This window comes from Streptomyces sp. NBC_00704 (genome assembly GCF_036226605.1).
GTDB lineage: Bacteria > Actinomycetota > Actinomycetes > Streptomycetales > Streptomycetaceae > Streptomyces.
Genome location: NZ_CP109000.1, coordinates 2,212,333 through 2,236,671, shown reverse-complemented (window position 1 = coordinate 2,236,671; position 24,339 = coordinate 2,212,333). Strand labels below are relative to the sequence as shown.

General features: G+C 73.1%; 24 protein-coding genes. 8 read left to right on the top strand and 16 right to left on the bottom strand.

From position 1 onward, the window contains the following. Positions 1–142: 142 nt before the first annotated feature. The gene (locus tag OG802_RS09895) at positions 143–502 is read right to left on the bottom strand and encodes an arsenate reductase family protein (protein WP_329409179.1); all 360 of its coding nucleotides are present in this window, start codon (positions 500–502) and stop codon (positions 143–145) included. 141 nt (positions 503–643) lie between these two features. On the opposite strand from OG802_RS09895, the gene OG802_RS09890 reads away from it, so the two are divergent. After that, entirely contained in the window at positions 644–958 is a 315-nt protein-coding gene (locus OG802_RS09890; protein ID WP_329409177.1) for a hypothetical protein, read from the top strand. Positions 959–1,054: 96 nt separating this feature from the next. Here OG802_RS09890 and OG802_RS09885 read toward each other — a convergent pair whose 3' ends face one another. Beyond that, on the bottom strand, positions 1,055–2,239 hold the full coding sequence (locus OG802_RS09885; protein ID WP_329409176.1) for a winged helix DNA-binding domain-containing protein: 1,185 nt from the start codon (positions 2,237–2,239) through the stop codon (positions 1,055–1,057). 365 nt (positions 2,240–2,604) lie between these two features. On the opposite strand from OG802_RS09885, the gene OG802_RS09880 reads away from it, so the two are divergent. Beyond that, positions 2,605–2,901: a hypothetical protein gene (locus OG802_RS09880; RefSeq protein WP_329409175.1), complete on the top strand. Its 297-nt coding sequence runs from the start codon at positions 2,605–2,607 to the stop codon at positions 2,899–2,901. A gap of 69 nt (positions 2,902–2,970) precedes the next feature. On the opposite strand, the gene pspAB is transcribed toward OG802_RS09880, so the two are convergent. The 4 genes from pspAB to OG802_RS09860 form a co-directional block, all read right to left on the bottom strand. Then, positions 2,971–3,570, bottom strand: a complete 600-nt coding sequence (gene pspAB, locus OG802_RS09875; protein ID WP_329409173.1) for a PspA-associated protein PspAB — start codon at positions 3,568–3,570, stop codon at positions 2,971–2,973. 5 nt (positions 3,571–3,575) lie between these two features. Then, positions 3,576–4,496, bottom strand: coding sequence for a zinc metalloprotease HtpX (htpX, locus tag OG802_RS09870; RefSeq protein WP_329409171.1), 921 nt, complete (start codon positions 4,494–4,496; stop codon positions 3,576–3,578). 103 nt (positions 4,497–4,599) lie between these two features. After that, positions 4,600–7,710, bottom strand: coding sequence for a phosphorylase family protein (locus OG802_RS09865; protein ID WP_329409169.1), 3,111 nt, complete (start codon positions 7,708–7,710; stop codon positions 4,600–4,602). Positions 7,711–7,855: 145 nt separating this feature from the next. Beyond that, positions 7,856–8,113 (bottom strand): SCO2583/SCO2584 N-terminal domain-containing protein, encoded by a 258-nt coding sequence (locus tag OG802_RS09860; RefSeq protein ID WP_329409167.1) that lies wholly within the window; start codon positions 8,111–8,113, stop codon positions 7,856–7,858. Positions 8,114–8,431: 318 nt separating this feature from the next. Here OG802_RS09860 and OG802_RS09855 point away from each other — a divergent pair, with 318 nt between their 5' ends. After that, positions 8,432–9,625 carry an IS30 family transposase gene (locus OG802_RS09855; RefSeq protein ID WP_329416962.1) on the top strand — a complete coding sequence of 398 codons (1,194 nt, stop codon included), beginning with the start codon at positions 8,432–8,434 and terminating at the stop codon, positions 9,623–9,625. 79 nt (positions 9,626–9,704) lie between these two features. Here the strand turns inward: OG802_RS09855 and glnA are convergent, their stop codons facing one another. Further along, positions 9,705–11,114, bottom strand: coding sequence for a type I glutamate--ammonia ligase (glnA, locus tag OG802_RS09850; RefSeq protein WP_329409165.1), 1,410 nt, complete (start codon positions 11,112–11,114; stop codon positions 9,705–9,707). Between the two features lie 197 nt (positions 11,115–11,311). Here glnA and OG802_RS09845 point away from each other — a divergent pair, with 197 nt between their 5' ends. After that, on the top strand, positions 11,312–11,779 hold the full coding sequence (locus OG802_RS09845; protein ID WP_329409163.1) for an RDD family protein: 468 nt from the start codon (positions 11,312–11,314) through the stop codon (positions 11,777–11,779). 163 nt (positions 11,780–11,942) lie between these two features. Here the strand turns inward: OG802_RS09845 and OG802_RS09840 are convergent, their stop codons facing one another. The 4 genes from OG802_RS09840 to lipB all read right to left on the bottom strand — a co-directional run bounded on the left by OG802_RS09840 (position 11,943) and on the right by lipB (position 15,093). Further along, the gene (locus OG802_RS09840; RefSeq protein WP_329409161.1) at positions 11,943–12,647 is read right to left on the bottom strand and encodes a DUF4191 domain-containing protein; all 705 of its coding nucleotides are present in this window, start codon (positions 12,645–12,647) and stop codon (positions 11,943–11,945) included. Between the two features lie 109 nt (positions 12,648–12,756). Next, positions 12,757–12,957, bottom strand: coding sequence for an SCO2195 family GlnR-regulated protein (locus OG802_RS09835; protein ID WP_329409160.1), 201 nt, complete (start codon positions 12,955–12,957; stop codon positions 12,757–12,759). Positions 12,958–13,245: 288 nt separating this feature from the next. After that, positions 13,246–14,211: a lipoyl synthase gene (gene lipA / locus OG802_RS09830; RefSeq protein WP_329409158.1), complete on the bottom strand. Its 966-nt coding sequence runs from the start codon at positions 14,209–14,211 to the stop codon at positions 13,246–13,248. Between the two features lie 84 nt (positions 14,212–14,295). Further along, a complete protein-coding gene (gene lipB, locus OG802_RS09825; RefSeq protein WP_329409156.1) occupies positions 14,296–15,093 on the bottom strand; it encodes a lipoyl(octanoyl) transferase LipB in 798 nt (265 codons plus the stop codon). Between the two features lie 243 nt (positions 15,094–15,336). On the opposite strand from lipB, the gene OG802_RS09820 reads away from it, so the two are divergent. Then, positions 15,337–16,896 (top strand): regulator, encoded by a 1,560-nt coding sequence (locus OG802_RS09820; protein WP_329409154.1) that lies wholly within the window; start codon positions 15,337–15,339, stop codon positions 16,894–16,896. Positions 16,897–16,994: 98 nt separating this feature from the next. On the opposite strand, the gene OG802_RS09815 is transcribed toward OG802_RS09820, so the two are convergent. Both OG802_RS09815 and OG802_RS09810 read right to left on the bottom strand, forming a co-directional pair. After that, positions 16,995–18,410, bottom strand: coding sequence for an NAD(P)/FAD-dependent oxidoreductase (locus OG802_RS09815; RefSeq protein WP_329409152.1), 1,416 nt, complete (start codon positions 18,408–18,410; stop codon positions 16,995–16,997). Positions 18,411–18,571: 161 nt separating this feature from the next. Next, positions 18,572–19,465, bottom strand: a complete 894-nt coding sequence (locus OG802_RS09810) for a TIGR01777 family oxidoreductase (protein WP_329409150.1) — start codon at positions 19,463–19,465, stop codon at positions 18,572–18,574. A 92-nt stretch (positions 19,466–19,557) separates the two neighbouring features. On the opposite strand from OG802_RS09810, the gene OG802_RS09805 reads away from it, so the two are divergent. Continuing rightward, complete coding sequence (locus OG802_RS09805) at positions 19,558–20,058, top strand: GNAT family N-acetyltransferase (protein ID WP_329409148.1); 501 nt, start codon at positions 19,558–19,560, stop codon at positions 20,056–20,058. A gap of 18 nt (positions 20,059–20,076) precedes the next feature. Here the strand turns inward: OG802_RS09805 and OG802_RS09800 are convergent, their stop codons facing one another. Next, positions 20,077–21,261: a MarP family serine protease gene (locus tag OG802_RS09800; RefSeq protein ID WP_329409146.1), complete on the bottom strand. Its 1,185-nt coding sequence runs from the start codon at positions 21,259–21,261 to the stop codon at positions 20,077–20,079. A 198-nt stretch (positions 21,262–21,459) separates the two neighbouring features. Here OG802_RS09800 and OG802_RS09795 point away from each other — a divergent pair, with 198 nt between their 5' ends. Together OG802_RS09795 and OG802_RS09790 are read left to right on the top strand one after the other, a co-directional pair. Next, positions 21,460–22,311: a peptidoglycan recognition protein family protein gene (locus tag OG802_RS09795; RefSeq protein ID WP_329409144.1), complete on the top strand. Its 852-nt coding sequence runs from the start codon at positions 21,460–21,462 to the stop codon at positions 22,309–22,311. Between the two features lie 72 nt (positions 22,312–22,383). Beyond that, the gene (locus tag OG802_RS09790) at positions 22,384–22,680 is read left to right on the top strand and encodes a hypothetical protein (RefSeq protein ID WP_329409142.1); all 297 of its coding nucleotides are present in this window, start codon (positions 22,384–22,386) and stop codon (positions 22,678–22,680) included. A 94-nt stretch (positions 22,681–22,774) separates the two neighbouring features. On the opposite strand, the gene OG802_RS09785 is transcribed toward OG802_RS09790, so the two are convergent. Both OG802_RS09785 and OG802_RS09780 read right to left on the bottom strand, forming a co-directional pair. Next, positions 22,775–23,296 carry a DUF4240 domain-containing protein gene (locus tag OG802_RS09785; protein ID WP_329417011.1) on the bottom strand — a complete coding sequence of 174 codons (522 nt, stop codon included), beginning with the start codon at positions 23,294–23,296 and terminating at the stop codon, positions 22,775–22,777. Positions 23,297–23,352: 56 nt separating this feature from the next. Continuing rightward, complete coding sequence (locus OG802_RS09780; RefSeq protein ID WP_329409140.1) at positions 23,353–24,336, bottom strand: helix-turn-helix transcriptional regulator; 984 nt, start codon at positions 24,334–24,336, stop codon at positions 23,353–23,355. Between the last annotated feature and the right edge of the window lie 3 nt (positions 24,337–24,339).

Sequence of the window (24,339 nt, the reverse complement as noted above, 5' to 3'; positions counted from 1 at the left end):
CACTTGTCACGAGGGTGTTTCCTGGTGACGTGCGTCACAGCCTCGACTCCCGTCGGACGAGGGGCGGTTGCTCCCGCCGTGAGGGGAAGGCGGTCACTCCGGCCGCTCGGAGGGCGGGTCGGCGCCGGGGCCTCGGGCGGGCTCAGCGGGACAGCGCGTCCCGCACCGCCTCGTCCGTGCGGGCCACGAGTGCGGTGCCGTCGTCCGCCGTGATGATCGGCCGCTGGATGAGCTTCGGGTGCGCGGCCAGGGCGCCGATCCAGCGTCCGCGCGAGCTCGCGTCCCGCGGCCAGTCCTTCAGGCCGAGTTCGCCGGCGGCGGCCTCGCCGGTGCGGACGATGTCCCACGGCTCCAGGCCCAGACGGTCGAGCACCTCCGCGATCTCGGCCTCGCTCGGCACGTCCTCCAGGTAGCGGCGGACGGTGTAGTCGGCGCCCTCCGCGTCGAGGAGCGTGAGGGCGCTGCGGCACTTGGAACAGGCGGGATTGATCCAGATCTCCATGCCCGCCACGGTAGCCCGAAACCGGCCTCAAAGCCCATGTGATCAGGGGCTTTTGTCAGTGGTGGGCAGTAGAATAGAAGCAGTGTTCGAGGGTCCGCCGGAGGCGCCGGACCGGACCCTGACCGCGACAGGAGGATGCCTGTGCCCGCTGCCGCACTGAAGCCGAAGCCGTCCGCGACCCAGTCCACCGCGAAGCGTTCCGTCCCGCTCGACCTGCCCTGCGTGCCCGTCGAGAAGCGGCCGCTGCCCCCCGGCAGGCCTCGCGACTGGTACGTCACGCACAACCGTCGTCTCAAGGCGATGCGTCTCGCCATCGCACTGCTCGACCTCGGCGTCTACATGCCGAACCAGGCCCGCAACGAGAAGATCCGCAGCACGGCGCAACTCATCGGCGTGCACCCGCCGTCGGACACGACCTGCCACATGGTGCGGGCGCTGATGCGCTACAGCCGGTGAGCCGACGGGCCGGCGAGCTGCTGAGCCGTTGAGCGGGGTGCCGGGCGCCGTCGTGCGGACGGCGCCCGGCACTCGGCGCCGCTTACCCGGCGCCTCTCAGCTCGCCAGCTCCTTCTCCAGCGGCGTCCGGAACCTCGGCGTCACCCGGGTCGGGCCGACCCACTGCGCCAGCCGCTCCGCCTCCGCCTCGATCGCCGCCGACGCCTCGCGGCCCACGCCCTCCTGGTCCAGGATCCGCCACACGATCTCCCCGTCGGCGCGCTGAGCCCAGCCGCCGACCACCCGGCCGTCCCACCACACCGTCGGCCCCACGTTGCCGCTGTAGTCGAACAGCGCGGAACGCAACCCGGGCGCCAGATACCAGTCCCGGCCCTGCCAGCCCATCGCCGTCGGGTCCAGCGCCGGCAGCAGGGCCGCCCACGGAGCCGCGGGCGCGGGCGCGTTGTCCGCGTCGCCGTCGACGACGTGTCCCGTGCCCTCGTCGAGGGTCACCGCCTGCGCCCCGATCGCCTTCAGCGCCCGCCGTACGTCCGTCACCCGCCAGCCGGTCCACCATTTCAGGTCGGCCTCCGTGGCCGGGCCGCACGCCGCGAGCCAGCGCCGAAGCAGCTCGGACTGGGCCTGCTCCGGCGGGAGTTCGCGATGCTCGGGGGCGAGGGCCCACCGGAACTGGCTGGACGTCCAGGAGCCCAGCGGACGTCCTCTGACCACCTTGCCCTCGACGCCCAGCACCCTCAGCAGCCGGGACACGACGGTGTGGACGCCCTCGTACGGCTTCCCGGCCGCGTACGCGAACTGCTCGCGCAGCCGCGGCTCCTCGCGGGCCAGTTCGGCGGCCGTCGCCTGTCCGAGCCGGGCCAGGGCGGCCAGCGCGGACTCCTCGACCTCCTTCAGCCAGACCGCGTCCGGGGCCCCCGCCGTCGCCATGTCCTTCACCAGCTTGGCCCGTTCGCGCGCCGCCACCGCGAGGCCCGTCGAGGCGTGCACGACGGCCGTCGACTCCGCCGGGAACACGAAGACCGTGTGCCGCATCCCGTGCATCCGCACCAGGCTGCGGTCCGTGTACAGCGCCCGGTCCGTCTGAGGCACGGTGACCTGCGCGTCGGCGAGGCGGGCGCCGACCGCCAGATAGACCGTCACCGGGTCGGAGCCGTGCAGCGCCACGAGCGAGCCGGCCACCTCCTCGGGCGTCGCGGCCCGCGCCTCGGGGGCGAGCCGGTGCCGCAGGGCCAGCCTCGCCCGCCGTTCCGCCCCGCCGATGTACCGCTGTGCCTCGCCCATCCCGGCCTCCGCCCGCCCTCGCCCGTCGTGTCCAGCCGCCCCGGCGCCCGGCGGGCCCGACCCCGTCGTCCCGTCGTCCGTCATCGGCTCCTGACCGCATCCTCCCCGACCCCGCTGACAACCGCCCTCACGCGCGACGACGTCACCGGCTGCCCAGGGGCCGTACGCGGGGTGCCGCCCGAGCCGCTGCCCGTGCGCCACGGCCGGATGGCCGCCTCGCCCCGCGTCTGAACTCCAGCCGTCGCGCGAACGGGCCCACGGAAAACCAGGTGCACGGTGAGTGACCGTTTCCCTACCCTGGAGGCGCGGCAGCGCCCCTGTCGCAACGCTCGGTCACCGTCCGCCGCCCAGGAAGGAGGCACACCATGGGTACCGTCGTCCTCTCCGCGGCCGTCGTCCTGGTGGTCCTGGGGTTCGGGAACCCGCTGTACTGGCTCGCCGCCGTCGCCGTCCTCTTCCTGTACGTGCGCTACGGCCTCGGGACGTCGGCGACGTCGACGCCGTCCGCCCCGTCCGCGGGACCCGCCCCGAGCGCGGCCCCCGCACCCACCTCGTACAAGGCCTACCGTCAGCGCCGTGACACGCAGGCCAGGTGGGAGCGCCGCTACCGCCGTGAACGCCCCCTGGAGTCCCGCCGCCAGGAGCGCGAACGCGGCACGTGACCCGGCCGCGACCCGCCGGAACCGTCCGCCGGCCCGGTGCGCCCTCAGGGTGCGCCGGGCCCCGGCTGCCTACAGGCCCGGGGCGCCCCACACCGGGAACCAGCGGCTGAGGTCCTGCTCGATCCGCAGGTCGTTCCCGAGCGCCGCCTTCACCTGCAACTCCAGCGCGTTGTCGCGCCGTCGCCCGGTGCCGGGCAGCGGCGCGAACGGGTAGAACGAACCGCGCTTGTACAGGTACACGAGCCCCAGCCGGCGCCCTCCCGCATCGCCCGCGGCCCCGTCCTCGAACCCGGCCAGGGAGCACAGCAGCTGCGGCCCGAAGCCGCCCGCCTCCATCGCGCTGTTCACCGCGTGCAGATCGTTGACCAGCGCCGGCAACTCACCTGGCGCGCGCTGCGAGACGAGCCAGGAGTAGCCGTAGTCGTCCCGCACGAGCCGCACCGCGGGGCCGGTGCGCCCGGTGTCCGCGTCGAGGAGCGCCTGGACCTCGCGGTGCGTCTGCTCGAACGCCGAGCCCTCGACGGTGGCGAAACACACCGCGCCCCGACCGGTCGGCGTGAATCCGGCGGCCGCCTCCAGCGTCACCGCCGCCGACGGCAGCGCGAACAGCCGGTCGAGGTCCGCGGCGACCGGCCTGGTCCGGCCGAGCAGGATGTCCAGCAGCCCCATGCCGTTCAGCCGGCCTTCCCGGGCGCGGCCGGCTCGCCCAGTTCGGCGGAGATCCGCTCCAGCCGGCCGAGGCGCTGCTCCAGGCTCGGGTGGGTCGAGAAGAAGCGCTCGATGCCGGGCTCCCTGCCGGTGGCCGGGGTGAAGTAGAACGCGTTGAAGGCCTGCGCGGTGCGCAGGTCTTCGGTCGGGATGCGGGCGATGTCGCCGGACACCTTGACCAGCGCGGACGCCAGCGCCGACGGCCGTCCGGTGAGCAGGGCGGCGGCGCGGTCGGCGGCCAGCTCCCGGTACCGCGACAGGGACCTGATCAGCAGGAAGCTGAGCGCGTACACGGCGGCCGACACCCCCATCACGGCGGCGAAGACGGCGGCCGTGTTCTGGTCCCGGCGGCCGCCGCCGAAGACCTGCGAGTAGAACGCGAACCGCACGATCAGCCCCGCGATCACCCCCAGGAACGAGGCGACCGTGATCACGGCGACGTCCTTGTGCGCCACGTGCGACAGCTCGTGCGCGAGCACGCCCTCCAGCTCCGCCGGGTCCAGCCGGTCCAGCAGCCCCGTCGTCACGCACACCACGGCCTTGCGAGGACTGCGCCCGGTGGCGAACGCGTTCGGCATGTCCATGGTCGAGACGGCGACGACCGGCCTGGGCATGTCCGACAGGGCGCACAGCCGGTCCACGACGGCGTGCAGCTCGGGATACTCCTCCCGCTCCACGACCCGCCCGCGCATCGCGAACAGGGCGATCCGGTCGGAGAACCAGAACTGCGCCACGAACATGGCGGCGATCAGCACCACGACCAGCAGCCACGACTTCAGCAGCACGATCAGCGCGACGACGAACCCCACGTACAGCAGTCCGAGCAGGAACAGGGTGACCGTCATCCGCACGGTCAGTCCACGGTCGCTCCGGAAACGGCTCCGCATCTGCACCACCCCGCAGTCAGGCACTCGTCCCACCGCCCATTGTGCGCCCGCGCCCGCCATGCGCGGCCCCCGATACCTCCTTCGGGAGGCAAAGGAACACGGGTCAGAAGTTGGAGATCACGCTGGTGATGACCTGGTCGATCGTCTCGGCCCTCTTGGCGTCGTAGTACTTCCCGCCGCCGGCCTTGGCGATCTCCTTCAGCGCGCTGCTGCCCTGCTGGTCCTTGGGGTCGGCCTCGCTGCCGTAGGCGATGGTGAAGACGCGGATCCGCTGCTGCGCCGGATCCTTGATCTCCCGCTCCAGCGCCGCGTCGGACAGGCTGTCGCCGTCCTCGTTGAACCCGTCGGTCAGCAGCACGATCGCGTTGATGGCCCGGGGATCGTAGTGGGCCCGCATGGCCTTGAGCGCGGCGTCGAGGCTGTCGTTGAGACCGGTCGCGCCCTCCGCCGTCAGGTTCTCGACGTTCTCGGCCAGCAGCTCCGCGCGACTGCTCCCCGCCATCCGCGCGCGGTACGGGCCGAGCGGCACCAGTTCCTTGTAGTCGTTGCGGCCGCCGAGCGTGAAGGCGTCCGAGAACTTCCACAGACCCACCCGGTCGGCGGCGGTGAACTCGCCGAACAGCCTGGGCCCGGCCTGCTGGAGGCGCGTCAGCTTGGAGTCGCCGGTCCCCGGGATCACCTTGTTCATCGACTCCGACGTGTCGATGAGGATGCAGACGTTGGCGGGCCGGCGCAGATCGGGCCAGAGCCGCAGCAGACGGGCCAGGACGTCGCCCCTGGGCATCGGCATGTGGGTGAACTCGGCCTCGGGGATGCCGTTGGCCTCCGTGAGCAGCGCGGACTTCGCGGGAACCGCGCCCGTGTGGGTGCGGAAGCCGTAGGGGGCGAACTGCGCGTCGAAGACCGCCGGGCTCTGCAGGTACCGCAGGAAGTCGTCGGCGACCGCCTTGCGGGCCGAGTCCATCCCGTTCAGCTCGATGTACGGGTGGTCGGAGAACGGCACCCCGTCCTTCGGGTAGAAGGAGACCAGCGGGGTGTCCGGCGGCGCCGTCCTGCCGCACTCCTTGTCCGCGCTGAGCGCGCCGCAGGGGTAGCCCGCGTTGTAGGCCGCCACGCTGCTCTCCTCCACCGTGACGGCGGAGATGTACGACATGGCCTTCTGCGGACTGCTCCGGTCCGCCTCACGGAGGTTGGCGAGGAAGGTCAGGGTGGTGTCGCCGTAGTGGACGGCGGCCTGCTCGATGCTCTTGACGAACTTCTGGTTGCCGGCGTTCTCGATGTGCGGGACGCCCAGTTCGCCGCTGGTGCCCGTCTTGGCGTAGAACGCGGCCACGGTCGCGTTGAGCCCCGACGTGGAGTACTTCGGGTTGGTCTTGCCGAGCTTGAACGACCCCCACTCCGGTTTCCCGCGAGCCGCCCAGAACCCGTCGGCGTGCTGCGCCCACTGGGCCAGCTGCCCCCAGGTGAACCGGGCCTCGGGCCAGTTCAGGGCGTCGGCCATGGGCTTGGGCATGGCGACGGTCAGCGGGCTCTGCACGATGGACTGCGCCCGGGCGGGGAACTGCTTCGCGTTCGCCCCCTTCGCGCCGGCCCGCGCCAGCGAGAGCCAGTTGTTCCCGGCGGGCGCCCACACGTCCGGCTTGGTCCCGTCCGACTCGCTCCAGCCGTCGACGAGCGCGCGCATCGCCTCGCCGGAGTTGCGCTCCTCCACCTTCACCGCCAGGCAGGATCCTCCGGCGGCCCGGTTGCCGTAGGTCCGGGCCGCGCGCCGCATGGGCTCCGACTTGTCGGCGGAGGCGGCGACGACCAGCGGAGCGGCGTCCGCCCGCTCACAGGCCGCGAGTGCGGGGACGACGGGCGCGGAGGACTCCTTGCCGTCGTCGGAGCCGGCCGCACCGTTGCCGCACGACTGAAGGACGATCCCGAGCGTGACCGCCACCGCGGCGACCGGGAGCCAGGCGAGCTTCGCCCGCCCCTTGAAACGGCTCGAGCGCGCACCGGACCCCGGCGTCCGAGGCCGGAGCCGGGGCCTCCTCCAGCCGCCCCCGCCCCCGCGGCCCCCCACGCCCCCCACGACAGTGCCCCCGCCCCCGCCACCGGCCTCGCCCCCGCCACCGGCCTCGCCCCCGCCACCGGTCCCGCTGCCGCCACCGGCCTCGCCCCCGCCACCGGTCCTGCTGCCGCCACCGGTCCCGCTGCCGGCTCCGCTTCCGGTGCCGCATCCGTCACCGGTCCCGCTTCCTCCGCCGGTGCCGCTTCCGTCACCGGTTCCGCTTCCTCCGCCGGTGCCGCTTCCGTCACCGGTTCCGCTTCCTCCGCCGGTGCCGCTTCCGTCACCGGTCCCGCTTCCGTCACCGGCTCCGCTCCCGCCACCCGCGCCGCTCCCGCCACCGGCTCCACTTCCGCCCGTGGCGCCGCGGGCGCCTCCGTGTCCGTCGTCGGCATCGCCCCCCGGCGTCGGGCCTCCCCAGGGGGGTGGCGACACCTCGCCGAAGCCCTCCGTCCGGCGCACGCTCTCGGGCTGGTGCTCCAGCAGGACGGCGACGGCCACCTCGGCGGCGCGGGCGGCCGCCGTCTGCTGGCCGCCCCCGGCGTCGGCGGCGCCCTTCCCGCCGTCCGCACGGTCGCTGATCCCGCGGACGACCAGGGCCTCCGTGCGGTGGCGCTGCGCCGCCATGCAGAAACCGAAGCCCTCCATCTCCAGGGCCACGGCGTCCTGGTAGGTGCTCTCGAGCCGGCTGCGGATGTCCCCGTCGCCGGCGTCGAGCACGACGTCCCCCGAGGCGATCGGCTTGAAGTGGCAGACGGCCCCGACCCGCGCGTACAGGGCCGTCTGCTTCAGGGCGTGCGAGGTCTCCACCGCGTCGGGACGCGCGCCTCGGCCCGCCGCCGTCACCTTGGCACCGTGGATCTCGTACACCTTGGTCGCGACCACGACGTCGCCGGGCGGGACGTCCTCCTTGAGGCTGCCGGCTATCCCGACGAGGAGCGCGACGTCCGGGCGCAGCACCTCCAGAAGGCCGTGCGTGCCGAGGGCCGCGACCACGTTCGTCATGCCCACCTGGGCGAGATGCACCGTCCACGAGGCGTAGGCGCCGTCGAGTTCGAACGTCTGCACCACGGTGCTGCCGGCCCTGAGCTGCCCCGTGTGCCGGGCCCCGGCGGCCCCGAGACGGTCCCGCAGCGGGGAGAACTCCACAGGGAGCGCTGTCACGACGACGGCGGTGCGCGCGGGGCGGGCTGTTGTCACCGGACCAACCGTTCTCGATGCCGTCGCGGATACCGACGGTGAGCGAAGGGCCACAAAAATAGCACCGCGCGGCCGACAACCCCGGCGGTATCGGGCATCGCGCGATGTTCTAGTACGGCGCCCGGAAGCGCACCCATCCCAGCAGCACGATCAGCCCCACCACGCACCCCAGCACCAGCGCCGTCGACAGCCACGACGAGCGCCGCCGGGCCACCGGGCCGGGGTCGCCCCGGAAAGGCACCGGCTCAGGCGGGTTCTCCTTCCACCGGGCGGCCAGCATCCGGGCCCGCGCCGAGGGTTCCTTGTGCGGGGCGGAGTCGGCCCACTTGAGGTCGAACTCCCGCTCCGTGTCGTCCTGTTCGGGCATCCCCGTCTCTCCCCGTCACCCGTTCTCGAACAGCCGTGCCCAGAACCATACGACGACGCCCCCGTCCTGAGAAACGGCGGGTTCTATTGATCCCCGCAACACCCTGGAGTTCAGGGAGTTGCGGGGATCGTGGATTTTGAGGTGCTGAAGGCGAAGTTCTTCGAGGCGCTGGATCGGGAGGACGGCGGCATCACCGCTGCCGCTCGCGCAGTCGGAGTGAACCGCAATACGGCGTTCGGATGGGCCCGTCAGGCTGGTGTCCGAGGTCGCGGCAAGCCCGGCACATCCGGGCATCCCGGTCGGGCGGAGTACGAGCGGCTGCGTGCGGCCGGAGTCCATCGCCGCGATGCCGCCGCGCAGGTCGGCGTCCACGAGCGCACCGCTCGGGACTGGGACCAAGGGATCCGGCAGATCGGCCACTCGCGCCTGCATGCAGACGGCCGCCTGATCGACTATACGACCGGTGTGATCACCATCGTTACTGCCGCGTCGAAGCCGTCCGTTGCCGCGGTCGAGGCCGGGCTGCACCCCCGTTTCCTCACCGTGGCCGAGCGGGAGCTGATCGCCGACATGCGCCGTGAGGGCCGCTCGCTGCGCGCGATCGGACGGGCACTCGGCCGGCCGGCCTCCACCGTCAAGCGTGAGATCGACGCCCGTGCGGTCAACGGCGTCTACCGGCCGCACCAAGCCCAGCGGGCATGGGCGAAGAGCCGGTCGCGTCCAAAGGACTCCAAGCTGGCCCGGGAAGGAGCGTTGCGCGACTTCGCTACGGCCAAGCTCCAGGAACGCTGGTCGCCCGAGCAGATCTGCCACGCTCTGCTCATCGAGTTCCCCGACGACGAGAGCATGCGCGTGAGTCCGGAGACGATCTACCAGGCCATCTACGTCCAGGCCCGCGGCGGACTGCGCCGCGAGGTCGCCCTGGCGCTGCGCACCGGACGCACCCGCCGCAAGCCCCACCGCAGCCCGGAGCAGCGCACTCGCCGCTTCGTCGACGAGATGGTGATGATCTCCGAGCGGCCGCCGGAGGTCGAGGACCGGGCTGTTCCTGGCCACTGGGAAGGCGATCTGATCGTCGGCCCCCGCAGCGAGAGCGCGATAGTGACCCTGGTCGAGCGCTCCACCCGCTACGTCCTGCTCGGACATCTGCCCGGCGGGCACACGGCCGAGGAAGTCCGCGATGTGCTGGTGCCGCTGATCCAGACCCTGCCCGAGCACCTGCGTGGCTCGCTGACCTGGGACCAGGGCTGCGAGATGGCCGCGCACAAGCAGTTCACCGTGGCCACCGGCGTGCCAGTCTACTTCTGCGACCCCCACTCGCCCTGGCAGCGCGGATCGAACGAGAACACCAACGGCCTGCTGCGGCAGTACTTCCCCAAAGGCACCGACCTCTCCGCGCACAGTCCCGCAGACCTCGAACACGTTGCCCAGCAACTCAACGGCCGGCCACGCAAAACGCTCGGCTGGAGAACCCCAGCCGAGCGCCTGCGTGATCTACTGACGGCCGCATAAGCCATCAGGTGTTGCGAGGACCCCGAGAATCCGCCAAACAGGACGGGGGCGTCGCGGCGGGCCCGCGGGCCCGGTCCGGTCACACGTCGAAGTACAGCTCGAACTCGTGCGGGTGCGGACGCAGCTGGAGCGGGGCGATCTCGTGCGTGCGCTTGTAGTCGATCCACGTCTCGATCAGGTCGGGCGTGAAGACGTCGCCGGCGAGCAGGAACTCGTGGTCCGCCTCCAGGCGGTCCAGGACGGCCGGGAGCGAGGTCGGGACCTGGGCGACGCCCGCGTGCTCCTCGGGGGCCAGCTCGTAGAGGTCCTTGTCGATCGGCTCGGCCGGCTCGATCTTGTTCTTGATGCCGTCGAGGCCCGCGAGGAGCAGGGCCGAGAAGGCGAGGTACGGGTTGCCGGAGGCGTCGGGCGCGCGGAACTCGACGCGCTTGGCCTTCGGGTTGGAGCCCGTGATCGGGATGCGCATGGCCGCGGAGCGGTTGCGCTGCGAGTACACCAGGTTGACCGGCGCCTCGAAGCCCGGGACCAGGCGGTGGTAGGAGTTCACCGTCGGGTTCGTGAAGGCCAGCAGCGACGGGGCGTGCTTGAGGATGCCGCCGATGTAGTAGCGGGCCGTGTCCGACAGGCCCGCGTAGCCGGCCTCGTCGTAGAACAGCGGGGAGCCGTTGGTCCACAGCGACTGGTGGACGTGCATGCCCGAGCCGTTGTCGCCGAAGATCGGCTTCGGCATGAAGGTGGCGGTCTTGCCGTTGCGCCAGGCGACGTTCTTCACGATGTACTTGAAGAGCTGGAGGTCGTCGGCCGCGGCGAGCAGCGTGTTGAACTTGTAGTTGATCTCGGCCTGGCCGGCGGTGCCCACCTCGTGGTGCTGGCGCTCGACCTGGAGGCCGGACGCGGCCAGCTCCAGGGAGATCTCCGCACGCAGGTCGGCGAAGTGGTCGACCGGCGGGGTCGGGAAGTAGCCGCCCTTGTAGCGGACCTTGTAACCGCGGTTGTCCTCGAGCGCACCGGTGTTCCAGGCGCCGGCCTCGGAGTCGATGTGGTAGAAGGACTCGTTCGCGGACGTCTGGAAGCGCACGCTGTCGAAAACGTAGAACTCGGCCTCGGGGCCGAAGTACGCGGTGTCGGCGATACCGGTCGACGCCAGGTAGGCCTCCGCCTTCTTCGCCACGTTGCGCGGGTCACGGGAGTACTGCTCGCCCGTGATCGGGTCGTGGATGAAGAAGTTGATGTTCAGCGTCTTGTCGCGGCGGAACGGGTCCACGCGCGAGGTCGACAGGTCGGCGCGCAGCGCCATGTCGGACTCGTGGATGGCCTGGAAGCCGCGGATCGACGAGCCGTCGAAGGCCAGCTCCTCGTCCGGGTCGAACGCCTCGACGGGCAGCGTGAAGTGCTGCATGACGCCCGGCAGGTCGCAGAAGCGGACGTCGACGAACTTGACGTCCTCGTCCGCGATGAACTTCTTGGCCTCGTCGGCGTTCTGGAACATCCAGCTCCTCCTACTCCCGGCCGTCGAGCCGGGGTGGTAGTTCGTTCGTGCGGCCAGTGCGGTGGCACACGCTGTCGTCGACCCTAGGGACGGCTGATTTCTCGTGCGTGACCCATTTGTTTCGCACAAGTTAACCGGACCCTGCCCGGTGTACCCCACGTGTCCGTATCGCGAAACGCGCGCAGTACCGTGGACGCGTGGACAACAGGGATGCAATCGGCTCGTGGCTCTCGGGCCCCCGCGCGGCCGCCGAGGACGCCGGTGTCGACTTCGGATACCGGGGTGAACAGCTCGGACTGCCGCAGGAGGGGCCGGGCTCGATCGCCCGTCCCGGCCGGCGGCTGGGCGCGCTCGCCGTGGACTGGGGCCTCAGCGTGCTGATCGCATACAGCTTGATCACCGACGGCTACCGGCCCGCGACCGGCAACTGGGCGCTGCTGGTCTTCCTCGTGATGAGCCTGCTGACCGTCGGCACCATCGGCTTCACTCCGGGCAAGCGCCTGTTCCGGCTGCGGGTGGTCTCCGTCGACACCGGCGCCGTGAGCCCCCTGCGCTGCGCGGTGCGCACGGTCCTGCTGTGCCTGGCTGTGCCGGCCCTCGTCTGGGACCGCGACGGGCGCGGTCTGCACGACCGGCTGGCCCGCACGGTGGAGGTCCGCGGCTGAGCCGCGCGTCGGCCGCCCGCGCGACCCGCACGAGGCCGGGCGGTACGTGGAGGCCGTGAGGCCACCAAGGCCGTAAGGCTTACGCGGAGGCGGTACGCGGAAGGGGCGCCCGGATCACTCCGGGCGCCCCTTCCTGGTGCTGCGTGCTGTGTGCCGCGTCGGCTCAGCGGGCCTTGCCGCCGCCGCCCTTCGGCAGGCGCATGCCCTTGGGCATCGGGCCCTTCGGCAGCGGCATGTTGCTCATCAGGTCGCCCAGGGCGCGCAGCCGGTCGTTGGTGGCGGTGACCTGGGGGCCCGCCAGGACGCGCGGGTACTTCAGCAGGGTGGTGCGCAGCTTCTTCAGCTCGACCTGGCCCTCGCCGGTGCCGACGATCACGTCGTGCACGGGGACGTCCGCGACGATGCGGTTCATCTTCTTCTTCTCGGCGGCCAGCAGGCTCTTCACCCGGTTCGGGTTGCCCTCGGCGACCAGGACGATGCCGGCCTTGCCGACGGCCCGGTGGACGACGTCCTGGCTGCGGTTCATCGCGACCGCGGGGGTGGTCGTCCAGCCCCGGCCGATGTTGTCCAGGACGGCCGCGGCCGCGCCGGGCTGGCCCTCCATCTGACCGAAGGCGGCCCGCTCGGCCCGGCGGCCGAACACGATCGCCGTCGCGAGGAAGGCGAGCAGGACACCGAAGATGCCCAGGTAGACCGGGTGGCCGATCAGGAAGCCGATCGCGAGAAAGACGCCGAAGGTGAGGAGGAAGACACCCGCGAGAACGAAAGCGATCGTCTTGTCGGCCTTGCGGGTCATCTTGAACGTCAGGGCGATCTGCTTCAGTCGCCCGGGGTTAGCGGCGTCCGCCGCGCTGTCACTTCTCGCCATGCCACGAAGTCTACGTGTCCCGGGAAGCGCCTACGACGGCAGGAGGGGAGGGGCGGGGAGGCGGGGCGGAGAGGGTGGGGAGGTGTGGGGAGTTGCGGGGAGGGGTGGGTCAGTGGCGGACGGAGGTGACCGCTTCGAGGACGCGCTGCGCCTCGACCCGGTCCTTGGCGCGACGGCGGTCCTCCAGGACGGAGGTCCAGGCGTTGCGTCGGGCGGTGCGCTGGCCACTGCTCAGGAGCAGCGACTCGACGGCGCGCAGTGCGGTGCTGAAGGTCGGGATCGCGGTGGCGCGAACGGGCGCGGCCTGCATGGCGGGTGTCCCCCTCGGACAAGGTTCGGGCACGGGTGGTTCGGGACGGTTCCTACGTGACGTGATACCAGCGTCACTGTTTGGTGTTACCAGGGCGTGACCGACCGGTCAAACCCGAATGAAACCTCGGTGCGGGGGGCCGAAACGCTGACGCGGCCCCGGCGTACGTCCTCATCTGCGGGGACGGCCGGGACCGCGTCGAATCGGTCACTACTGGCGAGTAGCTGCTTGTGCGCGAGTTCACACACTGGGCTTGCGGCCGTACGGCGCAAGAGAGGTGACGTCGCGTCAGACGGCCTGGGTGGCGACGAAGGAACCGCGCTTCTCGACCGCCATCTGGTACAGGCGCCCGGCACGGTAGGAGGACCGTACCAGCGGGCCCGACATCACGCCGGAGAAGCCGATCTGCTCGGCCTCCTCCTTCAGCTCCACGAACTCGTGCGGCTTCACCCAGCGCTCCACCGGGTGGTGGCGCACCGAGGGGCGCAGATACTGCGTGATGGTGACGAGCTCGCAGCCGGCCTCGTGCAGCTGGCGCAGCGCCTCGCTCACCTCCTCGCGGGTCTCGCCCATGCCGAGGATCAGGTTCGACTTGGTGACCAGGCCGTGGTCGCGGGCCGCCGTGATGACGCCCAGCGAACGCTCGTAGCGGAAGCCGGGGCGGATCCGCTTGAAGATCCGCGGCACGGTCTCGACGTTGTGCGCGAAGACCTCGGGCCGCGCGGAGAAGACCTCCGCGAGCTGCTCGGGCACGGCGTTGAAGTCCGGGGCGAGCAGCTCCACCTTGGTGCGCCCGGCCTCGCGCCCGGCCGTCTGCGCGTGGATCTGGCGCACGGTCTCGGCGTACAGCCACGCGCCGCCGTCCGCGAGGTCGTCGCGGGCGACGCCGGTGATGGTGGCGTAGTTCAGGTCCATCGTGACGACGGACTCGCCCACGCGCCGCGGCTCGTCCCGGTCGAGCGCCTCGGGCTTGCCGGTGTCGATCTGGCAGAAGTCGCACCGCCGGGTGCACTGGTCGCCGCCGATGAGGAAGGTCGCCTCGCGGTCCTCCCAGCACTCGTAGATGTTGGGACAGCCGGCTTCCTGGCAGACCGTGTGCAGGCCCTCGCTCTTCACGAGCTTCTGCATGGCGGTGTACTCGGGACCCATTTTCGCCCGGGTCTTGATCCACTCGGGCTTGCGCTCGATGGGGGTCTGGCTGTTGCGGACCTCCAGGCGCAGCATCTTGCGTCCGTCGGGTGCGACTGCGGACACGACCGGCTCCCTAGCGATTGATTCTTCGGCGTGCTCAAGCGTACGCCCGTGGATTTGAAAGTCCGGCGGCGGTGCCGACCGCGATCAGGCCGAGGCCCGCTCGATCTCGCGCGGCTTCGGCTCCGCGTTCTCCAGGACGTCCGCCAGGTGCCGCTCCACGAGGGGCAGGACCTCCTCGATCGTGACGTCCCGGCCCAGCTCGTTCGCCAGCGAGGCGACGCCCGCGTCCCGGATCCCGCACGGGATGATCCGGTCGAACCACTTGTTGTCGGGGTTCACGTTGAGCGCGAAGCCGTGCATGGTGACGCCCTTGGCGACCCGGATGCCGATCGCGGCGATCTTCCGGTCCTCGCGCCGCTGGCCCGCGTTGGACGGGGCGTACTCGGGGCCGTTGAGCCGCGGGTCGAACTCCTCGTCGGTGAGCCGGGGGTCGAAGTCCAGCGACAGCCCGCCGAGCGAGGGGCGCCGTTCCACGGGGTCGCCGAGCACCCACACCCCGCTGCGGCCCTCGACCCGGGACGTCTCCAGGCCGAACTCCGCGCACACCCGGATCAGGGCGTCCTCCAGGCGCCGCACGTGCGCGACGACGTCGACCGGGCGCGGCAGCTTCAGGATCGGGTAGCCGACCAGCTGTCCGGGGCCGTGCCAGGTGATCTTGCCGCCGCGGTCCACGTCGACGACCGGCGTGCCGTCCAGGGGGCGCTCGTCGGGGGTCGTGCGCCGGCCGGCCGTGTAGACGGGGGGATGCTCCAGGAGCAGCACGGTGTCCGGGACCTCGTCGGCGAACCGCGCCGCGTGCACCCGGCGCTGCTCGTCCCACGCCTCCTGGTAGTCGACGGCGTTCTCGCCGAACCCCATCCGGACGAACCGCAACTCGCTCACGGCAAGCGCCTCCCTGAAAGTCGTCAGGCGCGTGGCGCGCCCAAGCCACTGTACGTCCGTGCGCTCCGCGTCAGCCCCACGGCCAATCCTCACACGATCGGATGAATGAAAGCGGAGATTTGCGACCGGGTGCTTACTCTCCGCTACATTCGCGCCGTTCAGAGGCCAAAAGGGCTGATCACCGCATCAGCGCACTTCATCCGGGCACGTCACAGGCCCGGGAGGCAGGAGACCGCACCGCAGATGACGGAACGACCCGCGCAGCGCACTCCCAACCGCCAGCTCGCCGCGCTCATCGCCGAAGCGGGCTTCTCCAACGCGGGACTGGCCCGTCGCGTCGATCAGCTCGGCCTCGAGCACGGGCTGGACCTCAGATACGACAAGACGTCCGTCACCCGGTGGCTGCGCGGGCAGCAGCCCCGCGGCACCACCCCCGCCCTGATCGCCGAGGTCTTCACCCGGCGACTTGGCCGTCGCCTGACCGCCCAGGACCTCGGCCTGGACGCCTGCGCCCCCGTCTACGCCGGCCTGGAGTTCGCCGGCACCCCCGAGGAGGCCATCGACATCGTCGGCGGCCTGTGGCGCAAGGACTCCGGCAGCCACGCCGAGCTGCGCAAGATCGCCTTCACCCCGGCGGGGCTCGTCGTGCCCAGCCGGGACTGGCTCATCGGGCGGCCCGACGACAAGGTCGCCCGCACCGAGCCGCCGGCCCGGGTCCCCCTCCAGGGCCGTCCGGGCGGCCGGCCCGCCGTGCCCGCGCACCCGCTCGCCGCCCCCCACCCGGCCGCGCCCCAGCACCCCTCCGGCGCGCAGCCCCCGGCGGCCGCCCCCGCCCGGACGGGGGCCGGGCCGACGGCCGTGCCCCGGCAGCGCGGCCAGGGCGCCGAGCGCGGTCCCGGCCAGCGGGTCACCGGCGGCGACATCGCCGCGCTCCGCTCGGTCGGCGAACTCTTCCGGACGCTGGACGACCGGTACGGCGGCGGCCACGCCCGCCAGGCCCTCGTGCGGTACCTGGAGCACGAGTGCGAGCCGATGCTGCGCGGGACGTACGGGGAGCAGACCGGCCGCCGGCTCTTCGGCGCGGCCGCCGATCTGACCCGCCTCGCGGGCTGGACGTCCTTCGACATCGCCGCGCACGGCCTGGCCCAGCGCTACTTCGTCCAGGCCCTGCGGCTGTCCCAGGCGGCCGCGGACCGGGCGTACGGGTCGTTCGTGCTCGTCACCATGAGCCGTCAGGCCGTCTACCTGGGGCACGGGCGCGAGGCGGTGCAGCTCGCGCGGGTGGCCCAGCAGGGCGTCGGTTCGGGCGCCCCGCCCGTCGTGCAGGCGCTGCTGCACTCGGCGGAGGCGCGCGGGCACGGGGTGCTCGGCGAGGTGCGCGCCTCCACCGCGGCCCTGGTGCGCGCCGAACGGGCGCTGGAGGCGGCCAAGTCCGGCGACGAGGCGCCGCACTGGGCCCGCTTCTTCGACGAGGCGCAGCTGGCCGACGAGTTCGGGCACTGCCACCGCGACCTCCAGCAGTTCCGGGCGGCGGCACAGCACGCCGAACGCTCGTTGCAGCTGCGTCCCGCCGCCCATGCCCGCAGCCGGGTGTTCTGCCGGGTCGTCCTGGCCTCGGCCCGGCTGGGCCTGGGCGAACTCGACCAGGCCTGCCAGCTCGCCGCGGAGGCCGCCGGACAGGCCGCCGAGATGCGCTCCGTACGGGCCCTGGAGTACGTCAGGGACTTCGAACGCAGGCTGGAGCCGTACAAGGACGCGGCGCCGGCCCGCGTCTACCGGGAAAAGGTGGCGACGCTGGGCTGAGGGCTGAGGGCTGAGGGCTGAGGGCTGAGGGCTGAGGGCTGAGGGCTGAGAGGCGGGTGCGGGCCGGGTCCGGGGGAGGTGTTCCGGGCCCGTGGCGTTCAGGCCGCCGCCGGTTCCTGGCGTGTCGTGGGGCGGGGGTCGGCCGCGTTCAGGGAGCCGGCGGCGCCGAGGTCGGAGACGATCGCCGAGGCGGCCCGGCGCGCCGAGTGCAGCGCGCCCTGCACGGTGCTGGTGTCCCGGTGGTCGCCGCACACGTACAGGCCCGCCAGCAGCCGCACCGCGCGCCGCAGATCGTGCGGCGGGCGCATCGCCGGGACGGCCTCGGCCGTGTGGTGCACGGCCAGCGTCTCCCAGCGCGCGGTGGAGACGCCGTACAGGCGCGACAGATGCATGCGGACGGCGGTGTCGACGCCCGGCGCGGGCGCGCCCAGGACCGTGGACGAGATCAGCGTGCGGCCGCCGGGCGCGCGGCTCGGGTCGACCTGGCTGAGCACCGCGGTGTGCGCGACCGGACCGCTCCGGTCGGCGTCCAGGAGCAGCGAGGCGCCGGTCGGGGGCGGCTCGTCCGTCGTGTGGTGGACGACCGTCACCGGATGGAAGTCCGGCACGCGCAGCCCGGGCAGCAGCTCGGCCGCCGTGCGCGCGTCGGTGGCCACCAGGACGGCGCGGCAGCGGAACTCGCCGTGCTCGGCGGTGGTCACCGAGGTCGTGGAGACGGCGGTGACCCGCACCCCGGTGTGCACGACGCCCGCCGGCAGCGTCCGGGCGAGCAGTTCCGGCAGGACCTCGGCCCCGCCCTCCGGCACCGCCAGCCGGCCCGCGGCGAAGGCGCGCAGCGCGAGGTCGGCGCAGCGGCTGGAGGTGGCGAGATCCGGATCGCACAGCAGGGCGGCGAGCAGCGGGCGCAGAAAGCCGTCCACCGTGCGGGCGGGCAGACCGCGGGCCGCGAGGGCCTGCGCGGCCGGTGACTCGGGGCGGCGCAGCAGCCGCTCCACAGGGGTGACGGCGAGCCGGGTCAGCGCGGCGCCCAGCCGGGCCTGGTCCACGGCGCTGCCCAGTGGCGCGCCCGCCCGGACCCGGGGCGGGGCCGGGCGGCCCTGCGCGGGCAGGGAGCCGCCGGCGCGCGGCCGGGGCAGTCCGCCCGGCCGCGGAGCGCTCGCCAGGGCGCGTACGGCATGGAGTGCGCCCCTTGCGCTCCCCGCCCCCGTCTGCGCGCCGGCGCGATGGTGGCGCCCGTCGCTGTGCAGCAGGACCCCCGGTGCGAAGGGACGCAGGACGAGTGCGTCGAGCCCCGGTGTGGAGGCCAGTTCGGGATACGCCGTGGACAGCAGCTGCCCGATGCGGTCGAGCCGGAACCCGTCGATCTTCTCCGTCGACATGCGGCCGCCCACGTAAGGGGCTGCCTCCAGGACCGCGGTCGTTACTCCTGCGCTGTTCAGCCGGTGCGCGGCGGAGAGGCCGGCGACTCCGGCCCCCACCACGACGACGTCTGCCTGATACGCGGGCTCAAGCACGTGCCCCTCCTCGAGGTTGCGCGGCGGCTGGAGACGTCATGCCCCCAACGGCCGTCCCGGATACCCGAGTTCGGGTCGAGGTTAGGGCCGGTATCGGTCAGGAACAGTCGCGCATGGACAGGGCACGGTCGCACGGCGGTCGCATCCGGTCACGAAGCGGATCAGGCGGCTCGGATCGCGTCCTCGATCCCGGGAAACGCGAAGACGAACCCTGACTCCAGCAGCCGCTTCGGCACCACCCGCGCACTGCCCAGCACGTCCCCGGCCATCTCGCCCAGCACCGTGCGCAGCACCGGCGCCGGAACCGGGAACAGCGCCGGCCGGTGCAGCACCCGCCCCATCGCCTCGGTGATCTCCCGGTTGGTCCGCGGCTCGGGAGCGGTCAGGTTGAACGGCCCCGACAGGTCGTCACGGTCGACGAGATGCCGGATCGCCGCCACCTCGTCGTGCAGGGCGATGTACGACCAGTACTGCCGGCCGTCGCCCAGCCGCCCGCCCAGTCCGGCCGTGAACAGCGGGAACAGCTTGCCCCAGGCCCCGCCGCCACGCGCCACCACCAGGCCGGTGCGCACGAGGACGGTCCGCACGCCCGCGTCCCGCGCCGGCGCCGCGGCCGCCTCCCACTCCACGCACAGCTCCGGCAGGAAGCCGCTCCCGGCCGGCGCGCCCTCGTCCACGATCCGCTCGCCGGTCTCGCCGTAGTAGCCCATCGCGCTGCCGTTGACGAACACCCGCGGCGGGGCGTCGAGCGCGGCGACCGCCTTCGCCAGCGCGGCCGTGCCGTGCACCCGGCTGTCGTGCATCCGCCGCTTGTACGCCTCGCTCCAGCGCCGCTCGCCGACGCCGGCCCCGGCCAGGTTGACCACGACGTCGCATCCGGCGAGCCCGGCCGCGTCCACCCGGCCCCGCTCCGGGTCCCAGCGGACCTCGTCCGCGCCCCGCGGCGCACGGCGGACCAGGCGCCGCACCTCGTGGCCGTCCGAGGCCAGGGAGCGCACCAGGGCGCTGCCGATCAGACCGGACGCCCCGGCCACCGCGATTCGCGTACGTTCCATGCGTCCATCCTGCCCGCGGACCGCGGAAATCCTCCGGCAGACCGCCGCCCGCACCTCACTGCCCGCCGGCCGCCCGCATTAGGGTGACCGCCATGCCAGAGACCTCCGAGCCGCCTCGCATACGCGCCGCCCTGCCCGCCGACGACGACGCGCTGGCCGCCCTCGACCGGGCCACCTGGTCCACCCTGCACGCGGTGATGCCGCGGCCCGAGCCGCCCTACGAGCCCTTCTTCGACGAACGGCACGCCCCCCGGGACTACCTGGTCGCCGAAGTGGACGGCCGCATCGTCGGGTACCTCCGGCTGGTGCCGCCCACCCCGCTGGCCTGCAACGCCCACGTCCGGCAGATCCAGGGCCTCGCCGTCCTGGACGAGGCGCGCGGCCGGGGCGTCGCACGGGCGCTGCTGCGCGAAGCCGTCGAGGAGACCCGCCGCCAGGGCGCCCGCCGTCTCACCCTGCGCGTCCTCGGCCACAACGCCCCCGCGCGCGGGCTCTACGAGTCCGAGGGGTTCACGGTCGAGGGGGTGCTCCCCGGGGAGTTCCTGCTCGACGGGCGGTACGTGGACGACGTGTTCATGGGCCGGCCCGTCTGACGCCGCCGGGCACGCGGCTCACGACGTCGTCAGGCTGCCCGTGTCCACCGCGCGCGTCGCCGTCGCCGCCCGCTCGGCGTCGTCGGCCACCTCGGCAGCCGTCAGCACGTACCCCGTCTCGTCGTCGGAGGTGGAGCGCGCGAAGACCACGCCGTAGACCCGGCCCGTCGTGGTCAGCAGCGGGCCGCCGGAGTTCCCCGGGCGCACCGTGGAGCGGATCGAGTAGATCTCGCGGGTGACGATGCCGTCGTTGTAGATGTTCCGGCCGGTCGCCTTCACCCGGCCCGCGACCGTGGCCGCCTGAAGGTTCAGGTCGCCGTCCTGCGGATAGCCCGCGACCACCGCCGAGTCGCCCCGCGAGGCGGCGTCGTCGAAGCTCAGGACGGGCGCCCGCAGCTCCGGCACGTACAGCACGGCCACGTCCCGGTCCGGGTCGAAGAGCACCACGCGCGCGGGGTAGGACCGCCCCACGCCGCCGATCCGCACCGTCGGGCGGTCGATGCCCGCCACCACGTGCGCGTTGGTCATCACGTGCTCGCCGGCGTAGACGAAGCCGCTGCCCTCGCGGCCCTGGTCGCCCGACGACCCCTCGATCTTCACCGTGCTCCGCTGGGCCGCCAGCGTCGCGCGCGCCGTCACGCTGTCGCCGGTGGGCTTGGCGACCTCGGCCGTCGACTCGTTCTCGAAGGGGTTGAAGACCTGCGGGAAACCCGCCTCGGTCAGCGCCGACGTGGCCCGCGAGAACCAGTTCGGCGTGGTGTCCGGCATCACGTCCTGCACGGCCCCCAGCAGCCGGGAGTCCCGTATCGACGACGTGACCACCGGCGACGAGGACGCGCCCAGCACACTCGCCGCCACCCAGGCCACGACCAGCACCGCGACCGTGTTCGCCGCCGCCCCGCCGACCCCGTCGGCCAGCCGCAGCGGCCCCCGGTCCAGCTCGCGGCGCAGCCGCAGCCCCAGCCGGCCCGCCAGCTCGTGCCCCACCACCGCCGGCACCAGGACCGCGAACACCGCCGTCGCCGTCGCCGCCGTGGTGCCCGGCGTCACCAGCTCCATCAGCCACGGCAGGACCCACACGCCGATAACCGCGCCGCCGACGAACCCGGCCAGCGAGACGCAGCCGGCCACCAGCCCGCGCCGGTAGCCGGAAGCGGCGTAGGCCAGGATCACCAGCGCCAGCAGGATGTCGAGCAGGTCCACACGGCCCCCCTTCCCTCGAATCCCCTAGTACGTGCGGCAGACGCCCGCTGATCAGTACCCGTCGACCACACGCGCGTGACGGCCGACACCCCGCCACGCGTGCGTGCACCCCGTAAAACGGCGCGCACCGGGAGGATGGTTCCACCAGGTGGCACAGCACACATCGCGGACGGACCGGAACCGGCCGACAGTGGAACCATGTGTGCCCTCCGACCGGCATCGCGCACCGCGCGCGGCCGACGCGGACGGCGCCCGGCGCGGATACCGGGCCCGGTCCTCGTCCTGCTCGGCTGTCTGCCGGGCCTCGCCGCCGTGGCCGCGCTGTGCCTGTGCGCGGGCGGCGTCCAGCACGCCGCCCGCGTCGAAGCGCCCGCCCGGACGGCCGACGCGCGCGCCGCCGGCGCGCACCGGGCCGCCCGGCCGCCCATCGTGCCCCGCTCCGCCTGGCTGGACGCCCTCGCCCGCCACGCGCAACCGCCCCCGCGCTACGACGACAAGGTCGTCGCCGTCTTCGTCCACCACACCGACTCGCCCAACGGCTACGACTGCGCCGACGCGCCCCGCATCATCCGCTACCTGTACGCGGGCCAGACCGGCGCCAGGGACTGGGACGACATCGGCTACAACTTCCTCGTCGACCGCTGCGGCACCATCTACGAGGGCCGCGCGGGCGGGGTGGACCGTCCCGTCACCGGCGCCCACACCCAGGGCTTCAACCACCGCACGGCCGGCATCGCCGCGCTCGGCACGTTCACGTCCGGCGTCCCCGTCCCGCAGGCGATGGTGGACGCGATCGCCGCCCTGACCGCCTGGAAGCTCGGCCTCTCCGGCGTCGACCCGAGGGCGCAGGCCCGGCTCACCTCCAGCAACAGCCACAGCCGGTACGCGGCCGGGGTCACCGTCGTCCTGCCCGCCCTGGCCGGCCACCGCGACGCCTACATGACCAGCTGCCCCGGCGCGGCGCTCAACGCCCGGCTCCCGGAGATCCGGCGGACGGCGGCGCGCATCCAGGGCAGAACGGCCGCGCCCGCTCTCACAGGAACGCCTTAGCCGCCGTTCAGGGTCCTCCCATCCCCGCGGCCTAACGTCGTGCCCACCACGAACCGACCGGAGGCGGGGACCATGAACGGCAGCCGCGAGCAGTGCGCCCGATCCACCCAGTCCGCCCGATCCACCCGGGCCGCTCAAGACGCTCAGGCCGCCCAAGACGCTCAGGCCGCCGAATCCCCTGGGGCCGGGCGGCTCACCCGCCCCTGGGCCGTCCTGTGCGCCGTCGCCGCGGTCGTCCTCGGCCCCGCCGCGGCCACGGCGTCGGCCCTCGAGCAGGCCAACGGGGCGCCGCCGCACCACGCGGTGCGCGTCGGCGAGGCGCAGGCGTACCTCCCGGCGGACGGCGCCCGCCGCAGGTTCGCCGCGTGAACCACGACGGGCAGGACGGGGAGGCAGGGCAGGACGGGGGGAGGGCAGGACGGGCAGGACCGGCACGGCGGAAGGTGCTCCTCCCTCCCGCGGGTCACTCCTTGAAGCGCTGCCAGAGCCGGGGATACCGCTCGGCCAGCGCCGACTCGTTCTCGAAGTCCACCGGAGTGCCCTCGGGTTCGGCGGGCGCGGGCGGGATGCCGAGGTCCGGGGCGACGTTACCGGTGAGCTGCTCGTAGGCCTCGTCGGCCGCGTACCCCAGTTCCTCGCCGTCCCCGTCGATCTCCTCGTCGAAGTCGTCCAGCAGGTCGGCGAGCGAGTCGGGGTCGCCGTGCAGGGCGCCCTCGAAGACCTCGCGGCCCTGCCCGATCAGCCAGCACCGGAAGAAGTCGAACGCGTCGTCGCTCGCCCCGTCCAGCAGCAGCCACGCGGCGCCCCACAGGTCCCAGCGGTAGGCGCGGTTGTAGCGGGACTCGAAATGCCGGGCGAAGTCGAGCACGGAGTCCGGGTCCAGCCCCAGCAGCCGCTCCACGAGCAGGTCGGCCTGCTCCTCGGGATCACCCTCGGCGGCCTCGCGGGAGGCGTCCACCAGCTCCCAGAACTCCGTCTCGTCCATCACGCGTCCAGCATCGTGCCTGATCGTGCCGGACGCACCCGGAGTGCCGGGGATTCTCACACCGGCCGATACAACTCCGCCAATCGTGCCGCGTCCTCGGCGAACCGTTTCCGCAGGGACTCCGGGGCGATCACCTCGGCCTCCGCCCCCAGCGCCGTGAGCTGCGCGTGCGCCACGTCCTGCGACTCCACGCCCAGTGTGACCGTCACCCGCCCCCGGTCGTCCGCCTCCCCGGCGGTCGCCAGCGCGTCCCTCGCCGCCACCGGGTCCACGACGTGCGGCAGCGCGCGCACGCCCGCCTCCGACAGCCGCACGACCACCTCGGTCCGCAGGATCGACCGTGCGAAGCGCTCGGCCTGCCCGGCCCAGAAGCCGGGGAGGTCGAACTCCTCGTCGCGGCCGAAACGGTCCCCCAAGTCCTCGGCGCCGACGAACCGGTCGATCCGGTACGTCCGCCACGCGCCGCCGCCGTCGCCCCGCACCCGGGCGCACAGATACCAGACGCCCGCCTTGAGCACGAGCCCGTAGGGCTCCAGCTCCCGCTCGACCTCACGCTCCCCGCGCCGGTAGCGGGCCCGGACGCGGCGGTCGTCCCGCACCGCGTCCGCGATCACCGGCAGCAGCGCCGGGGTCCGCGGCTCCCGGAACCACGCGGGGGCGTCGAGATGGAACCGCTGCGCCACCGCTCTCGGGGCGTCCCGCAGGGACGGCGTCAGCGCCGCCGAGACCTTCAGCCGCGCGGCCGAGGCGACGTCCGCGAGCCCCATCTCGCGCAGCGCCTCCGGCACCCCGCTGAGGAACAGCGCCTCCGCCTCACCCCGCCCCAGCCCCGTCAGCCGCGTCCGGTACCCGCCGACCAGCCGGTACCCGCCGGCCCGGCCCCGCTCCGCGTACACCGGCACACCGGCCTCCGACAAGGCCTGCGCGTCCCGCGTGACCGTACGCTCCGACACTTCCAGCTCCCGCGCCAGCTCGGCGGCGGTCATGGCGGGCCGGGACTGGAGGAGCAGCACCATCTTGATGAGCCGGGCAGCACGCATGCG

What these genes read in the sequence shown, in the direction of transcription:
- OG802_RS09895 (WP_329409179.1), bottom strand. Translation starts at nt 502, where the DNA reads ATGGAGATCTGGATCAATCCCGCCTGTTCCAAGTGCCGCAGCGCCCTC.
- OG802_RS09885 (WP_329409176.1), bottom strand. Translation starts at nt 2,239, where the DNA reads ATGGGCGAGGCACAGCGGTACATCGGCGGGGCGGAACGGCGGGCGAGG.
- OG802_RS09880 (WP_329409175.1), top strand. Translation starts at nt 2,605, where the DNA reads ATGGGTACCGTCGTCCTCTCCGCGGCCGTCGTCCTGGTGGTCCTGGGG.
- pspAB (WP_329409173.1), bottom strand. Translation starts at nt 3,570, where the DNA reads ATGGGGCTGCTGGACATCCTGCTCGGCCGGACCAGGCCGGTCGCCGCG.
- htpX (WP_329409171.1), bottom strand. Translation starts at nt 4,496, where the DNA reads ATGCGGAGCCGTTTCCGGAGCGACCGTGGACTGACCGTGCGGATGACG.
- OG802_RS09860 (WP_329409167.1), bottom strand. Translation starts at nt 8,113, where the DNA reads ATGCCCGAACAGGACGACACGGAGCGGGAGTTCGACCTCAAGTGGGCC.
- glnA (WP_329409165.1), bottom strand. Translation starts at nt 11,114, where the DNA reads ATGTTCCAGAACGCCGACGAGGCCAAGAAGTTCATCGCGGACGAGGAC.
- OG802_RS09840 (WP_329409161.1), bottom strand. Translation starts at nt 12,647, where the DNA reads ATGGCGAGAAGTGACAGCGCGGCGGACGCCGCTAACCCCGGGCGACTG.
- OG802_RS09835 (WP_329409160.1), bottom strand. Translation starts at nt 12,957, where the DNA reads ATGCAGGCCGCGCCCGTTCGCGCCACCGCGATCCCGACCTTCAGCACC.
- OG802_RS09820 (WP_329409154.1), top strand. Translation starts at nt 15,337, where the DNA reads ATGACGGAACGACCCGCGCAGCGCACTCCCAACCGCCAGCTCGCCGCG.
- OG802_RS09810 (WP_329409150.1), bottom strand. Translation starts at nt 19,465, where the DNA reads ATGGAACGTACGCGAATCGCGGTGGCCGGGGCGTCCGGTCTGATCGGC.
- OG802_RS09805 (WP_329409148.1), top strand. Translation starts at nt 19,558, where the DNA reads ATGCCAGAGACCTCCGAGCCGCCTCGCATACGCGCCGCCCTGCCCGCC.
- OG802_RS09795 (WP_329409144.1), top strand. Translation starts at nt 21,460, where the DNA reads ATGTGTGCCCTCCGACCGGCATCGCGCACCGCGCGCGGCCGACGCGGA.
- OG802_RS09790 (WP_329409142.1), top strand. Translation starts at nt 22,384, where the DNA reads ATGAACGGCAGCCGCGAGCAGTGCGCCCGATCCACCCAGTCCGCCCGA.
- OG802_RS09785 (WP_329417011.1), bottom strand. Translation starts at nt 23,296, where the DNA reads ATGGACGAGACGGAGTTCTGGGAGCTGGTGGACGCCTCCCGCGAGGCC.
- OG802_RS09780 (WP_329409140.1), bottom strand. Translation starts at nt 24,336, where the DNA reads ATGCGTGCTGCCCGGCTCATCAAGATGGTGCTGCTCCTCCAGTCCCGG.